Origin of the sequence: Sporocytophaga myxococcoides DSM 11118 (assembly GCF_000426725.1) — a bacterium.
GTDB lineage: Bacteria > Bacteroidota > Bacteroidia > Cytophagales > Cytophagaceae > Sporocytophaga > Sporocytophaga myxococcoides.
In genome coordinates this window covers 351,132-366,692 of the sequence record NZ_AUFX01000009.1, presented here as the reverse complement: position 1 = coordinate 366,692, position 15,561 = coordinate 351,132, and the positions used below count along the sequence as shown (strand labels likewise).

Sequence of the window (15,561 nt, the reverse complement as noted above, 5' to 3'; positions counted from 1 at the left end):
TTTTTAAATTATAGTTATTGGCTATTCCGGCGAAATAGGATTATAATAATTTAACTAATTCTTTTAAATATTCTCCTGATTCACAAGCAACTTGTTTATTGGCTATTTGAAGTACGCTAATATTGACTTTATCTATAAAATCTTTGTTCTGACGAGTCAATAAAATAATCTTATCACTACCGTCTTGCATTTTTTTTGATTTTGCATGTAAAAAAATCTTACTTGACAATGGGATATCAACGATAGCGATTTCTCTGACATCAGGGTTAAAGTATTCGTTTATTTTTGCACGGTGTGAATAGGAAGAACGATCTGGAAGAATGAAAAGGCCTTCATCTTGGATATAATAAATGTGAAAAAAAATCTCACCCATTTTAGATAGGACTTCGTCGGCAAATTCAGAATAAATGACGTTGTTAGAATATTTGGTCTGAGACATTAAATTATCGAGATCCTTAAATTGTTTTTTCAATTCAGGAGTTGCATGAGATGCTATTTCTTTAAATATGTTACCAATAATTTGGTCTGATTGAGCCTTAAATTTGGGATGCCTAATTTCTCCAATTATTCCATACTTAGTTAATATTATTAAAGACTGATAAAGTTTTTGAGTGAATACTTGATTGTTTTTTACTACAGCATCATGTATTTCATTAATACAGAAAGTAAAGTCATCCTCAAAGTTCCTTTTTAAATCAATTTCAAGTGAGCCATGATCAATTAAACCGTTCTCAAATTTTGAATTGGCATCAGTTTCACTAAAAACAGTTTTAGTGGTTGTCTTATGAAAGAAGTTATTTGTTTCTTTATCATATAAATAGATTTTACCTTCTTTCTGGTTGAAAAAATTTTTAATCTGACATTGAGAGACGTAGTGATGGTTTCTGGGTAAACTCATATAATTCCATTATACACTCATGTACCTATTTTAACAGACCGGCTTTAAGTGCTTCTTGATATGTTTTTTCCAGCAACACAAAGTATCTAATTCGTTCAGGGAAATCAACGTGTGAAACTGATCCCCATATTCCATCTCTCATAGTTCCGAAGGTTTCTACTTTAAAGGATATGTTTATATCGCATGTAGGATCATAGTATTTAGAAGAGGCGCCGTCCATTCTTTCAATAAAGAACGAAGGGTCCAATATTGGAATTAAGTTTCCTAATTTGTCAGTATTATCGTTGTCAAATCGATCATATATGTCAGTGGGGTTGAATTGCGCACATCGTTTTAAAGCATTGGCTAAACCACTATCATTACCAAAGACAAATCTCAAAAAATTAAAGATCAAAATGATATTAAAATTCCAGTTCTGCTTAATTCTACCTTGGATTTTGATCTCATAAAATCTAATAATATACAGATTATTTCTCAGTTTAATTAGAGATCTTAAATTCAGAGCATTGACCTTAATCATGCCTTGTATGATATAGCCGATTTCATTAGTGATACGTTTATTTAAATCCCTTAAATCAAATGTCCCCTTATATTTTTCGTCTACTTCAATAGTGCTAAAGATGTTTGTGATGCGTTTTGCTACTTCTATGGAATTATCAAAGTTAAATATCTCCTTGCTGTAGAATTTGTCTATATATCCTGAGAAATCTACACTCGAGCCATATTTAGCATGAAAAATATTCCTGATATTTTCTATATCACAGACAAAGATGACTTTATCAAAGGCAAATTTATTAGAAGTATTATTGTGTTCGAAATGGGCGGAAAATACATTTAATAACCGGAAGATGTGTTCTGGATCTATCCGATCTAAATCATCGATGACAAGAACAACTTGCTTTTTCCTATCTAATTTAATCTGGGTAATTAATTCTCTTATCAGAGCGGTAATACTATCATCTTCATAAATGTTACCTTTCTGAGACTCGAAATCGTTTAGATATTTTTCTAAATATTTTCTATCATCAATTTGTACACCCTTGTGATAAACATCATATTCATTCTTTAAAGTCTCAGCCTTCTTTTTTAATTCAAGGATAACCTCTCCTAAAGGGAAGAGGGATTTTTTTATCTTGAAGGCACCTTCCAAAAGAAGGCTAACTATATCATAAAGTTTATTTTGAACGAAGAATTGTGCTGTTAAGAATTTATTGAAGTCGATCTTTTTTATATCGACTCCTTTGATGAATAATTCAATTATGATATCATACTTTATTAATTCGAAAATATCTTCATTAGATGCTACCGAATAGTTAACTGGGTATAGATGGATAGCCTCATATTCTTCATTCGCATTAAAGAAATCATTGAGGAAATAAGTTTTTCCAGTACCAAAGCCACCGGAGAATATTAATCGGTCATTTTGGGCTTGTGATATATGTGTCTCAAAATCTAATCCAACTTGTCTTATGTCTATTTGGAATGGTTTTTCAAGTCTTTTCATGAAATATTATTTTTTTATCACCTAAATGAGAGCATATAAGCGTTTATATATATAATAAAAAAGGTTATGGCTATCAAAGAATGGAATAATTTAAGAATTGACTATCCCACTCAAGACGTTAAAGGGTATGAAGAGATCATAAATAAATTCTCTGAATATAAAATCTCAATAGACATTAGGGTTAATAATGAAATTTTCTATAGTATTAAAAACAATTCAAAAGGAAAAATAACATTTACCACTACATCAACAGAACTAAGTGATACAATGGTAATGAAAACAATTATTCAATATTTTGAATGGCTGTCTAATCATAGAAAAAATCTAAATTTGCTAAAAGAGAATGGTTATTACTAACACATTCGTTCTAATATAGTAGATATTGAACTCAATGAATTACTTAGGACTTCCGGAATTCTGTTCCCTTCAATTCCAAATTCATATTGCCAATAGCCCCCTCTCAAATAAACATAAACTACTTCAGTAGGATTTATGGAAGGTACTATATCTTCATATAGATTTTGAGTATTATAGTGTAAATCATTTGGATCAAGTCTAACATAGATAATTTCAAAAGGCCTATCATTAAGAGCCTTAATCTTCATTCTTCCTTTTTCGGTTGGAGGCATAATTTTATAGTTGAAATGGCCAATAACAATATGTTAAAATGGTAATTTTTAAGGTTATTAGAATGGAAAATCATCTCCTGTTACATCCTTTTCCTTCCTTGTAATTTCATTTAATTTAATGATACTTGCTTTTATAATCTTGGGAAGTATTAAATTGCCGAAATGTTCCATATCAACCCCTCTACCAGTTGAAATGATGTACTCTGAAAGTTGCGTTTCAATTGCTTTAGAAATATGTGTATCATTAAAAACTGATTTAAGTTCGCTTTGAACAGCCCACTGATCTGCTTCAAATGCTAAATACCAGAGTTGCTTGAAACAAATCAATTTTGTCTCACTATCATTAACTGTTTTTATAATTTTAATAAGGATTTCTCCAATTTTTTTCATTGCAGAAAATGGCCAACCTGTTGTTTGATAACATACATTAAGTCGTTCCGAATAGGTTCTGACAAAATCACGTATTCCGTTTCCGACTTGATTATAATATTCAGATAGGTTAGATGACAGATATTGATTAACTGGCTTAATATATTCCTCATAAACATGACCTATATATATTCCTTTAACCAGTATTTCATGTACCTTTGTATTATCTATATATTCTCCGGACTCAAGAATCTCTCGAAATGTGATATTTTCAATTGGGATTACTTGATTAAGGTGTAGATCTTTTAATGCATTAAAGTGGTTTTCAAGATCATTGATACTTTTATACCTGTCTTGTGGAGTCTCTTCAGTTGCTTTTGCTACGAGTGTAGAAAGTTCAAACTGTTTCATGTTATCAGGATCTTTACCTGTAAAAATAAAATATATTAATTTTCCGAGAGAGTATATATCGCTTTGTTCAGTTGCATCTCGAAGGCTATCTCTCTGTTCAGGAGAAACATAAAGAATTTGTCCATAATTTGATGTACTCGAGCCTGTGTAATACGATAAAGATTCAATTGCTTTACCTAAACCAAAATCTGACATTTGAATTATTCTTTGACTATCTCGAATAAAAACCAATACATTGTTTGGTGAAATATCCCTATGTAGAATCTTCCGGGAATGGGCATATTTTATAGCATTGATAATTTGTTCAACAATACTATATCTATCAATTTGGGTTAATGTTCCGTTATTAATTTTAATGTAATCGTACAGGTTGGCTTTCGCAAAAGGCATTAAATACCATAATTTTTGATTATTTATATCATTTCCGTGACTAACAAGGCGAATAATGTTTTCACATCCTTCTAATTCTTGAAGTAATTTTATCTCTCTTAAAAATCGATAACAGTATCCTTCATTTGAATAATGTTCCTTTTTTAATTCCTTTAATGCATATGTTTCTCCAGTCTTGTCATTAACGTATTGTTTAACTATGCAAAAGTATCCCTGTCCTTTAGGCGCGACAATTTTAAGATTTTTTATATCTATCATTTGTATTTGTCTATTAAATAATTTTACTCTCCTATAGACCATAGGATAGAAACGTATTAAAACCAACCAACTGTTTTAGTTCACTTTAAATCTATCAATACAAAAGTCAACAATCTTTTTTCGTCTGTTATCTACACAAGGTTTGCAGTAATTGCCTTTTTGGATTTCTCCTGCCAAATTTCTTGTATCAGTGATAACAGAACTAAGATAACCAGTAATTTTATTTACAGGGGGAAGATTACCTAGCCCTTTGTTAATAGATTCTTCTAACAAACTCAAATTCCCAATCCTATTCTTTTCGTATTCATAGTCCTTAGAGAAACCATAACTAGAAACATCATAATTGGGATCTTTGCTAAATATATGCTCAATTTGGAGGTTTTTATAAACCGCAATATCCAAATTATTATTGCAATACTCTGATAGGATATACTTTACTACTCTATTTTCCGCTATTGCGCTATCCAGGTATGTCTCAAAAACATGATTATTCACAAATTTCTCACTGAAAGAAATTAAATATGCTTTTATCTCTTCAATTGTTAAATCGTTTTCTGTAAGTTGGGAACTTAACCAATACATGTCAGCAATTGGGTTTGTACCTCTAAGTTTATATACTCTTACTTCAATTGATTCTAATAGGGGCAGTAATTGAATAAGTTTATTCTGCATATACAGCCTTACAAGAACTGGGTATAGTGTAGCAGTAAATTCAAGATATCGAAATGGCTTTTGGTAGATAGGAACAGTTTGTATGTCTTTTATGAGTTGGGCATAACTAACTGAAAAGGCTTTAAAATCTGATAGGTATTCAGTAATGAAGGTGTTTAGTTCGGTTGGTTTATTTTTCAGATCTTCACATCTTTTTTTCAAATTGTCAAATATAGTTTCTGCACCATCTCTATTAGTCCAAGTATCAGGAAATAGTTTTCTTGAAGAATAATAATGCTGGGTGAAAATTGTATTTTCTTCCAACCTACCTAATATCCCCAGTTTATCTCTCCATACAAGTATGTCATCATATGAGTCAAATATCTTTTCGAATGCTAAGTTTATACTGTCATTCAGACTTTCCATTAAATGAAGAGTTGAATAGAGCATTAGAATACTCTTCGTTTTATCTAATATTCTTAAAGGTAATCCCCTATCATTTATTATAGAGAACATTTTAACAGACTGGGCCTGACTTGTAACATTAAAAAATAATACATCCAATCTATCTCGAATAAAAATTATTCTCTCTTCAATTTCTTCACGACTTAATGCATTTGCTAATGCTGTAAATGTTGATTTCGCTGAATACATGTACTTTTGACTTCTCTTATCTATTGCATTTAGATTAATATTGTTAAAATCAAAAAGTAACGTATTTAAAAATTCGCCATCTTCTCCAAGAGGCAAGAGTCTTAGGTTACCTTTGCTCCCGATAAAAGCCGTTATTTGATCATTTTGTATTTTTTGATCTGGTATTTTCTCAATTAATACTTTTAATAAAATGAATAATGTAGTGATCCGTTGTTGCCCATCAATAATTTCATAAACAATATCTGTAGAAAGCCCTTCAGGTTTATTTTCTTTAAATGAAAGTGTTCCTACAAAATGGTTCATATTGTCTTTTAGGCTTTCTTCGATATCTTGCCAAAGGGCTTTTGTCTCTTTTTCTGTCCAACTGTATTTGCGCTGATACGAAGGGATGATAAATCTACTACCGCTAAAGATTTGACCGAATTTTTCTGTTTGGCTTTTTGAAATTGACATAATAGATATTTTATATTTCTAATAAATCATGATTAAAACTAATTGGGAATTATTAATATAATTCCTTTAAAACTTTCTTATTTCTATGTATCCTTTCAGTTCTGCTCTTGAAACTCCAATTGCGCAGTAATATCCTTTTCACAGACAAGTTCTAAATAAACTTCATGGGCATTTTGAAATAAAAAATCCAAATCAATATCTAATGATCCCGAAACAATATCCTGTTCAGACTTAGGAAATAGGAATCGATCTCTTATTTCTGTTTGATCCGCTTCTTTTCTGTGATAGTATACCCTACAATCGAAATCTGCTAGACTTGAAGCAATGAATTTTTTAAAGGAAATAGTATTAGCCGTAGTGTAATCAGATAATTGATATTTCTTTGTTTGAGTTGAATCAATGCGTATTTTTTTCATAGTATAAGAATTCCTCTAAAGAGTAATAAGTAAAAGTCCCCACAGCATAAAAAGTCCCAAAAACAAAAATAGGAAAACAACCCTCATTTCCAATAACTTAAAAGAAAAAAATTCTAAAGTCAGGGGTATATACGAGATTTTCAGATTTGTGTTGTCTAAAATTGATATATAGGTAAAAGCGTACCTAAAATGAAATACCTATTAACTTTTGAGGGATATAGCCAGGGAGCAATGGTTGAGGATGAATATGCTCTAATCAATAAGAGAAGAAATAAAGCAAAACGAGAGGAGTTGGAACGAGAGGCTGAACTTGAAAAGGATGATGATTATGTTGATTTAAAATCTATAGATCCCTCTAAATGCATCACTCCAGAAGCCCCGTCAGAAGAAGAACCTCTTGAAATAAAAGATTGGCGAAAACAATCCAAAGAGATGTCAACTCCTAACACGGGAGTCAATTAGGTGATATTGACTCCCAATTATTGAAATCACTTTCTCAACAAGAGAAGAACTTACCGTTGAAAGTTTAATGGGTAAACATATTGTAAGACTTGTTTAGCATCACCTGCTACCTTTATCAATTCCTTTTTAAATTTATCAATTTCAGGTTCATCTTGGGAATATCCATCCATCCATAACTCAATCGGTACTCTGTATTTAAATTCAGGATTAACATTGGCATCTTTGAGTTGCTTGACATTATGCAGTACTCCATTTCGTAATGCCTGATTCAATACAATTTTATCAGGGGAGTATTCCGCTTGTCCCGTAAGTTTTTGACATATTTCCTGACCGGATTTGACATCTTGAATTTGATCTAAAAAAATCTCCACCTTTTTTCCTTTAGCCAAATAAGATGCACAAGGAAGAAAATGAAACTGTATATCACTTAGCCCATATTCAATCAAATACTTCTTAATCATATAACATCTATTTAAGGATAAAATGTAGAGTTTATCCTCTTGCAATTTTTGTTCTATTACATCATCTTCTTTTCCCTTTGCAGTGTGGGCTAAAATCCAAAGTTCCTTGACCTGGTTATTGTTGGTTTGATTGTATTTCAGAATATTTTGAGCGAACTGATTCAATTGTCTCTGGCTGTCTTCTACAAGCACATAACTATTCATGTTATAAATTAGATTGGGAGTACTTAATAGTTTATCTATTCCTTCCTTCTCTTTCTTTTCAGCCTCTATCCGAGTTTCAATTTCTTGCTGTTGTTTTGCCTTTTGAGATTCCTCACGTGCAATATCAGCCAAATCTTTCCCTGTTTCGTCCCAGATTTGAATTGCTTCACCCGCTTTAAATAATGCCTTATAACCCTTTTCATAGTATGGTAAAGGTCCAAAAGCAGATTTACGAGTTGAAGTATTAGTCCAGATTCCTTCTTCTCTGCTTAGTTTATAGATACCCTCTCTATAACTACCTTCATCTCCTTCTACAAGCCATTTACCTTCTCTGTTTCCATTAACATATTGGCCCTTTTCAATCAAAATGTCTGTAGGTGATACTTTACCAGATAAATACAGGTTAATATTACCAACCTTTCTTTTCTCGTGAGGGCCATGTTCTTTGCCATTAAGATAGTTTGTTTTAGTAGCATAGCAGTAGCCAATACCTGAGAAACTATTACATTCCACAGCATAATAAGAGCCTTGGAGTATATTATTTTGATAAACACATTTTAATTTGATAGTCCCATCATCATAGTACTCTTCATATTGACCATTTAACTTACCGTGATTAAAGTCAGCAACTTTCTCTTTATTTCCATTCTGATGATAACTGATATACTTACCATGAATATTAGCATTTTCATCTTCATTATATCTTTCCTTTATAACCCCAGTATTTATCTTTCTACCTAATTGATCAGTCTCAATCCAATAAGACTTGGGAGGAAGGGTTTGACCTACACCTAAAGTTGAAAATAAGAGAAAAAAGATTACTAAATACTTCATACTAATTGAATATTGAATAGTTATTATATCATTATCTTGTATGTTTTAGAGAGGACTGGATAATGTTAAAAATCTTTACTGGATCTAGGTTTACCTCTTTAGAAATCACACAATTCACTCAAGGTTAGTTGGTTATAAGTAAAATAAACCTTCTAAAAAGGTGTAAAATTGAACTTTTAAGACTATATTTGTACAAATTAGACAATTGGGATTTTATGAAGATCGGAGATAAAATTAAGATACTGAGAGAGGTTAAAAACATATCAGCAAAGGAGATTGCAGATGAGTTGGAGATGACGGTTGGAGGCTATATGAAAATCGAAAGAAATGATGTGGATATAAACACTGAGAAAATGGAAAAGATAGCAAATGTATTGGGTATTACTCCGGCAGACCTGTTGAATTTAGACGAGAGACATATTTTCAACTTCAGCAATAATGAAATCAAGAATGGAGGGTATGTAGTGGTAAATTTTCCAGAAGAATTGAAATCCCTTTATGAAGATAAGATCAAACTCCTGGAGGACAAAATTGCCTATCAACAAGAGACCATAGATCAACTCAAAGAACAAATAAAAAAACTCTCCTGAATTGATCAGGAGAGTTTTTTTATACTAAGAATATTTTTTCAACTGCCGAACAAAAGCCTTCTTGATCATTTGATCAATATCCTCAGGAATTACCTTATTATTCTGTATACCTGATAATTTCTTCCAAGCATCAGCAGGATCTGCATCTTCTATACTGGAAGCAACTTTGTAGTAATTGGAGATGCTCTCAATCAATTCACAAAATTCATGATTGTTGTAGTGATGACTATATTCATTGCATTCGTACATATCCTTGTTGGTTTAAGTTTAAATTATATTGAATTAAAAAGGCCGGGCCTATGGTTTAAGATTTAATTTTAACTAATTCTTCCTTTTGTATTAATGATTTCAAGACCTTTAGTAATCGCACCATGGCATACGTATCCATCTTGCAATACTCAAGCAAGTCTTTTCTAATCTTAGCCTTTTCTTTAGCAGATGTAAAAGACTGCCCCAGTTTCTCATATTCCGCAGAAGCAGCAACCCCATTGCCAATAGATAGTCCCTTATAGTTCAAATCAGGAGCCCAAGCCGGTAACACGACCTTCAAAGAGACTGACCCTTTTTGCTCTGGGTGATATAAGAATCTTTTCTCGAAAGGATACATTAAATCCTTAATTCGATCGATAATCCTCATAATGTCGGCTCCATACTCAGGATAATACATTGCCAATTCCTTCAACCTTGCTGTTTCAAATCTGTGATTATAACAAAGGATTGTCCCCTCTGCCCCCACAACAGTCAATAACTTTTGCAAAAACAACAAACGAGGATCACTTTTCCCATTATGTAAAAACTCATGATGAATTACATCTCCATTCGAATATTCAGTATGAACACTGAATTGAAAAGGAATTTGATCATAAGGTGAAGTACCCGGAAATAAAGGAATCGCAGGCTGGAAGGTTTCAAAATCCATATGTGAAATGGGATACTCCAACTCTTCCATAAACTTGTCAATAGCAGGCAAATTGGTGACTATTATTTTTTGAAGTTCACAATCAATTTGCATCCATTGATTTTCGGATAGTTTAGCAGTCCGAGGAATATCTTCTAATTTCACAATGCCTTGTTGATAAAATTGGAATTGTCGAGTTAGCCATACATGACTCAAATCAAAAACGGAATATTCAGGTATATCTTTCCAACATATATGTTGAAAAGGACAAGGGAACGGCTTTTGACAATAGGTTCCTATTCCAATATTAGGCGGTTTAGTGGCATTATACATTTTAATAGCAGACCGAATAAATCGGTCTACTATTGGTTGTACTAAGTTAATTCGTCTCGATATATCTTCTGAGTTAAACAACTTTTGAAGATCTAATTCATTTTCTCTGACATAATTAGAATTTAGATAAATCACTTTAGCCTCCAAGGATATCTTGGGATATAACTCTTGAATGGTCTTACTTATAAACCCTAAACGGAGAATATCTGTATCCTCAACCTTAGTCCGGCTTACTACATTTATTATTGTCCACTTTTTCTCGTTATGTTGAATTAGAATATCGACTTTACATCTTTTAAATTCACTTTGAAAACATGCCTGATAAATAGTTTTATTGCCTTTATCAAGCAAGTGCTTAGTGTAGTAGACAAAGTGATTAAAGTTGATATATTCTTCCTCCATTACATCAATGCCATTCGGGTACAGGGTACGAGCAGTCTTCTCAACAATTTGAAATGTGTGAGAAGCAGAGAATCCAGTATTAATCTTTAATTCGGGTTCGTGTAAAGACAAAAAGGTTGATTTTATACACCTCTGCGTATCAGTATAAACTGATTCTGATAACCATGCTTTATCATTTTTATTTTCCATATTAGATCTGGTTAGATGTTGATTTTTTTTCAAACAGCGGAGGCAAACTTTCTAATAGGATTTTAAACTTCTTGCTAAGAGATTCATTTTGGTTAGTGTACCGAAAGACATGTTCAGCAAAATATAGGTGGGCGTACTTTTCTGTTATCTGATAATATGTTCCTTCTAATCTCTTTTTTAGAAGTTTCCAACTTCCTTCAATTCGGTTAGTAGTTGCATCACCATTTCGGTATTGACGTTTTGCATGGTTAACGGTTTTATGCGTATAGCCATATTTGAGTAGATTCTGATAGGATGAAAACTCATCAGTATAAACAATAGAACTTATCTCAACGTAATTGGTAATTACTTCTAGCAACGTGTCTTCCTCTCTATCTGGAATTAAGAAAAGTCTCATTCTTTTCTCAGAATCTACCATTCCTAAACATATACTGTGAGAATAAGAGTTAAAGCCTCTTTTTTTGTTAGCATATTTTCCAAGCCCTTTTGATCCAGTGTTAACTGCTGCTTCGTCTATTTGCACGATTTTATACAATCTAATCGATGCATTAGCCAATGCCATCCAACGACGAATCCTATGACATAAATACCAAGCCGTTTCCCGATTATATCCATATAATTCAGCAATAATGTTTGAACTATAACCTGAATTGTGTGCTATTTTTTTCAGAGTAAACTTGAAAAAATCAGGAAGAGGAATTCTTAGTTTCTCTAAAGGAGTATTAGCCAATGGATACACTGTAAATCGACACTTGGTACAGTAAAAGGCTGTCGGTTTACTATTTTTCTGCTTATAATAAATAAGGAGATTTTCACAATTGATACATTTCCCTAGTGTCTTCAAAGCCCTGTACCGAAATATTATTTCAATACACTGCTTGTGGGTTAAAAAATTAGACCTTAGGTACTTGTATGACAAATCATCTCCTAATGATTGATTTTCAAACATGTAACTTTTTTTAAGGTTTAGACAAACCTTGGACTAACTTTTCAGTTATACTGATAGCCCAAGGGTTATAAATTCAGTATCTTTGGACAATAAAAAGCCCGTCCTGTATTTTACAGGTCATTTGCGGTCAAGGCAAAATGGGTAAACGGTAAATATTGAAAAGCGCACTGGGTCGAATCTTTGCGCTTTTTTTATTCTTTTTCCCCTTTGCGTAGCGATATGTGTGATGGTTATTTTACCTGGTAGATGACACCTCCTTTTCTGTTTTTGTTTTCAATTTTCTCTAAGACCTGATTCTTCACCATGGCATCCGCATGTACCTTTAGTGTTGGATATAGTCTATAGTTTTCTCCTTTATTCCTTAATTGTTGTAGTGGTTGGCGAGATATCATTTCTGTTATTTCTCCCATTGTAGCCTTATTATTTAATTGAGATAGCCCCCACAAGATTAACTCCTTCCACGATGCTTGATTCAAGCGATCTATATCTACTTTTGATAATGTAACAGTAGCGGATGGCTCCTCTGATGCTTCCTCTTTATAAGAAGATGCTTTTAATCCTTCAATAGCCCCAATTGCTGTTTTTACCTTATCTATTCCAACAATAAGACGTTGCTGCAATAGCCTCAGACTACTTAAAGACTCTTCAATTATGCTATCTACATCATAGTCTGTATTACTATTTCTCGAATTCATGGATATAAAATGGCTGTTTTTACCTTTAACTGGCAAGATGAAACTTTGTTAGGTACTTTATATAAAAAATGTCCTATTGTTTGAAAATTTAAATTCTGGTGGGTGATTTTACTCTGGATAACTATTATTTAAGAATCATTAATGTTAAATAACTGTAATTCAATATATAATTATAGAATTATATAATTACAGTTGCTTAGGAATAACATTTAATATGATTAGAACTCCAAATTTACAAACTGAAATAAATAGGTAAAATACAATTCAAAAAACTAAAATAATTGCAACGTGAAACGATAAAAAAATAACCTAATTAGGGCTTTATTTTGGTATATTTAATTCATTAATATGAATCAGTAACAGCGAAATTATTTTGCTTATGTCTAATCATCAACAATGTGCTTTATGTCTTGAGAGACCTGCCGATAAAACCGGGTCTCACATTATTCCTCATTTCTTATTAAAGTCAATGGTGAATGAAAGAGGAAAAGACATTTGTCTTAAAACAGGGGTCTTTACTGAACCATTCATTGGACGAGAAGTACTACCTGAAAAAATTGAAGAAATTATGGGTAGAGAATTATCTGATGAAGATCTATTGAAGAATAAATCTCACTATACCCAAGACTATTTTCTTTGCACTACTTGTGAAAAAAGGTTCGGGGAAATTGAAACTTATTACTCAACCTATGGAGTCAACCTTAATAGTACAGAAGGAAACCTCACCACTACTAAAGCCCAAAGTGATTTAAGTTGCTTGTTCTGGTATTCAGTTTTATGGAGAGCAAGCGTTACACGACTCCTCAATTTTAAATTAGATCCTAATCATGAAGAAATAGTGAGACGTGTCCTTAACGCAAATTTGAATCTGTCAATTGAAACTACAAAACAAAATATAAAAGATAAATCAACTCTCTTCGGATTGCAATATGCCATCCTTATTAAAGAAGGCAACGAGAATCCCACTAATACCCTAACTATGCTGCATCCAACTTTTACCTTCCCCTATACTTTTATTATAAATAATTACATAATACTATTCTTTTTATCGCATCCTCAATCTCAAATCAATGAAAGCAAAGATCTGGTAACTTTTAATAACCCAGTTGACCTTAATCCAGCATATCAATACAATGAAAAAATAACATTAATCAATAAAACAGTATGGGATCAATTCATCGCTGATTCAATTGAATTTTTAACAATTCAAAGGATAGCCTTAGCAGGAAATGAAATAAATGATATTCTAAATGAAATAAATTTGAAAGTATCCAATGATATCAAATTAAAAATCGCTAATGAAATATTAATTGAATTTATGAGTAACAATGACCCTATCGGTGTTTGTTATTCAAATGAAAAGTTACGTAACATCTCTTTACATGTAATAGCAAAGTATCAATCAAATATTGAATGATTGTAAAGGTTTATGAGAGAAGGGGACATTGATATATAAAGAGGGATAGGATACTGAAAAATCAAATAAATGTTACAGTTCTATTCCGGTGAATCGCCTAATTTAGTTTATATGTTTGCTTCCCATATTTATGAAGGATTAAGTTTTTTTGCCTTACGATCCCTGGTTGTTTAATCAATATTTTTTGTCTTGAACCAATAGGTGAGGCTTTCTGAAAATAACTCAGGTTGGCAGTAATTAATGTTTAGATATTTTAGTTTATGTGCAAATTTAACTCATTAGTCTAGTATTTTTTAGTGGTCGTAAGTTTTGTTTATAGACTTGGTTACATTTACTTATTTTCATCCTGGTGTAAAATTAATCATAACTAATGTTTGGCATTCTTTATACTTATTATATTGACTTATTTGTAAGTGGCAGGGAGTTAATAGTTTATGTTAGGGGTGTTTTTTTGTTTAAATTTTTTTTGATTTTTTTTCAAAAATAGAGTTACCTCAGGGTATGGTTGTGTGTATTAGTATTGTTCATCGGAATATTCAAATTCTTTATATAGATATAAAAAATAGCAAATAAGAAGATGAAGTCAGCCCAGTTAAAATTTTAAAAGTAGTAAAAAGAATATGCAAGATCTCATTCTTAAATTAATCTATATCTGCGCCATGGCAATTCTACTGTCGATGGTGAAAATGTAAGCAAAGTTATTTCTCAGCATCATCGTTATTGTCTCTTAATAGTAACAGCGTTCAGAGAGAAATTGATTTCTAGGAGTTTAATTTTGCATGGTAAATACATATACTCGAACGCAATTGACTATGTACTTAGAGATTGATACAGATATAAATTTAAAACTTCTTTCTATCACTGTCATGTAAAGCCCCAGATGGTTTTTCAGCACCTGGGGAGATTTATTAAGATATCTATATCAGATTAAGGTTTAAAATAGTAACACCTTCTCTGTCATCTGTGCTCATAGCTATGTCCTTACTCCATGTGGCAATATATGTCCAGTTGGAGTCCTCAGCCCAATCAAGTGTATCAAAGCTTGTGGCTTTTTTATGAATTTTTCTGACATATAAATCTATATTGTCTTTAATCCACATATCATTACCACGAATACGCAGTCGAATGGTAAGGTGTCCACTTAGTCCATTGGAGAATTCGAATCCATAGCCGGGATAAGGCATTGGATCTTGGCCAATGCCAGATGGAAGTTCAGGAGTTTTATCATTTCTTCTTGGTAGTTTTGTAGGGCCCATGTAATCATAGTTGCGTATACTGCCACGTTCCAAATCATCCTCAGTTGGATAATCGAGGTTCAGTAAACGAAGTTCGACACCGTCTCTCAAAACAGAAGCTTGTACGAGACTGTCTGTTCCCGCATTTTGGGAATTCGCTGTTTCTACTACTAGTCTAATTGAACCTATCCACATATTATTTATTTTTAAGTTAATTAAGAACCAAGTTTTGTTAACTGAATCCTCCTTTAAATAGTTT

16 protein-coding genes are annotated in these 15,561 nt (G+C 32.1%); 4 read left to right on the top strand and 12 right to left on the bottom strand.

Annotation, left to right across the window (positions count from 1 at the left end; translation table 11 throughout):
* Nucleotides 1-40: 40 nt before the first annotated feature.
* Complete coding sequence (locus tag K350_RS0112320; RefSeq protein WP_028980170.1) at nucleotides 41-898, bottom strand: DUF4238 domain-containing protein; 858 nt, start codon at nucleotides 896-898, stop codon at nucleotides 41-43.
* 25 nt (nucleotides 899-923) lie between these two features.
* The gene (locus tag K350_RS31140; protein WP_051313091.1) at nucleotides 924-2,402 is read right to left on the bottom strand and encodes a P-loop NTPase fold protein; all 1,479 of its coding nucleotides are present in this window, start codon (nucleotides 2,400-2,402) and stop codon (nucleotides 924-926) included.
* A gap of 66 nt (nucleotides 2,403-2,468) precedes the next feature.
* Here K350_RS31140 and K350_RS0112310 point away from each other — a divergent pair, with 66 nt between their 5' ends.
* Complete coding sequence (locus tag K350_RS0112310; protein ID WP_028980169.1) at nucleotides 2,469-2,759, top strand: hypothetical protein; 291 nt, start codon at nucleotides 2,469-2,471, stop codon at nucleotides 2,757-2,759.
* On the opposite strand, the gene K350_RS0112305 is transcribed toward K350_RS0112310, so the two are convergent.
* The 4 genes from K350_RS0112305 to K350_RS0112290 all read right to left on the bottom strand — a co-directional run bounded on the left by K350_RS0112305 (nucleotide 2,756) and on the right by K350_RS0112290 (nucleotide 6,633).
* Entirely contained in the window at nucleotides 2,756-3,031 is a 276-nt protein-coding gene (locus tag K350_RS0112305) for a hypothetical protein (RefSeq protein ID WP_028980168.1), read from the bottom strand. The two genes, K350_RS0112310 and K350_RS0112305, sit on opposite strands and share 4 nt — an antisense overlap.
* 57 nt (nucleotides 3,032-3,088) lie before the next feature.
* Complete coding sequence (locus K350_RS31135; RefSeq protein WP_051313090.1) at nucleotides 3,089-4,459, bottom strand: serine/threonine-protein kinase; 1,371 nt, start codon at nucleotides 4,457-4,459, stop codon at nucleotides 3,089-3,091.
* 75 nt (nucleotides 4,460-4,534) lie between these two features.
* Entirely contained in the window at nucleotides 4,535-6,217 is a 1,683-nt protein-coding gene (locus tag K350_RS0112295; RefSeq protein ID WP_028980167.1) for a DUF262 domain-containing protein, read from the bottom strand.
* Between the two features lie 95 nt (nucleotides 6,218-6,312).
* Nucleotides 6,313-6,633, bottom strand: coding sequence for a hypothetical protein (locus K350_RS0112290; protein ID WP_028980166.1), 321 nt, complete (start codon nucleotides 6,631-6,633; stop codon nucleotides 6,313-6,315).
* A 189-nt stretch (nucleotides 6,634-6,822) separates the two neighbouring features.
* Here K350_RS0112290 and K350_RS0112285 point away from each other — a divergent pair, with 189 nt between their 5' ends.
* Nucleotides 6,823-7,095, top strand: coding sequence for a hypothetical protein (locus K350_RS0112285; protein WP_028980165.1), 273 nt, complete (start codon nucleotides 6,823-6,825; stop codon nucleotides 7,093-7,095).
* Nucleotides 7,096-7,145: 50 nt separating this feature from the next.
* Here the strand turns inward: K350_RS0112285 and K350_RS0112280 are convergent, their stop codons facing one another.
* The gene (locus K350_RS0112280; protein ID WP_028980164.1) at nucleotides 7,146-8,594 is read right to left on the bottom strand and encodes a toxin-antitoxin system YwqK family antitoxin; all 1,449 of its coding nucleotides are present in this window, start codon (nucleotides 8,592-8,594) and stop codon (nucleotides 7,146-7,148) included.
* Nucleotides 8,595-8,809: 215 nt separating this feature from the next.
* On the opposite strand from K350_RS0112280, the gene K350_RS0112275 reads away from it, so the two are divergent.
* Nucleotides 8,810-9,184: a helix-turn-helix domain-containing protein gene (locus K350_RS0112275; protein ID WP_028980163.1), complete on the top strand. Its 375-nt coding sequence runs from the start codon at nucleotides 8,810-8,812 to the stop codon at nucleotides 9,182-9,184.
* Between the two features lie 24 nt (nucleotides 9,185-9,208).
* Here the strand turns inward: K350_RS0112275 and K350_RS0112270 are convergent, their stop codons facing one another.
* From K350_RS0112270 to K350_RS0112255, 4 genes are all read right to left on the bottom strand, one after another.
* Complete coding sequence (locus K350_RS0112270) at nucleotides 9,209-9,433, bottom strand: hypothetical protein (protein WP_028980162.1); 225 nt, start codon at nucleotides 9,431-9,433, stop codon at nucleotides 9,209-9,211.
* A gap of 55 nt (nucleotides 9,434-9,488) precedes the next feature.
* Complete coding sequence (locus tag K350_RS28560; RefSeq protein ID WP_051313089.1) at nucleotides 9,489-11,006, bottom strand: DUF2779 domain-containing protein; 1,518 nt, start codon at nucleotides 11,004-11,006, stop codon at nucleotides 9,489-9,491.
* 1 nt (nucleotide 11,007) lies between these two features.
* A complete protein-coding gene (locus tag K350_RS0112260; RefSeq protein ID WP_028980161.1) occupies nucleotides 11,008-11,955 on the bottom strand; it encodes an IS1595 family transposase in 948 nt (315 codons plus the stop codon).
* Nucleotides 11,956-12,185: 230 nt separating this feature from the next.
* Entirely contained in the window at nucleotides 12,186-12,650 is a 465-nt protein-coding gene (locus tag K350_RS0112255; protein WP_028980160.1) for a hypothetical protein, read from the bottom strand.
* A 379-nt stretch (nucleotides 12,651-13,029) separates the two neighbouring features.
* Between K350_RS0112255 and K350_RS0112250 the strand changes: the two genes are divergently transcribed.
* Nucleotides 13,030-14,067, top strand: a complete 1,038-nt coding sequence (locus K350_RS0112250; protein ID WP_156027020.1) for a hypothetical protein — start codon at nucleotides 13,030-13,032, stop codon at nucleotides 14,065-14,067.
* Between the two features lie 917 nt (nucleotides 14,068-14,984).
* Here K350_RS0112250 and K350_RS0112245 read toward each other — a convergent pair.
* Nucleotides 14,985-15,497, bottom strand: coding sequence for a hypothetical protein (locus tag K350_RS0112245; RefSeq protein WP_028980158.1), 513 nt, complete (start codon nucleotides 15,495-15,497; stop codon nucleotides 14,985-14,987).
* Between the last annotated feature and the right edge of the window lie 64 nt (nucleotides 15,498-15,561).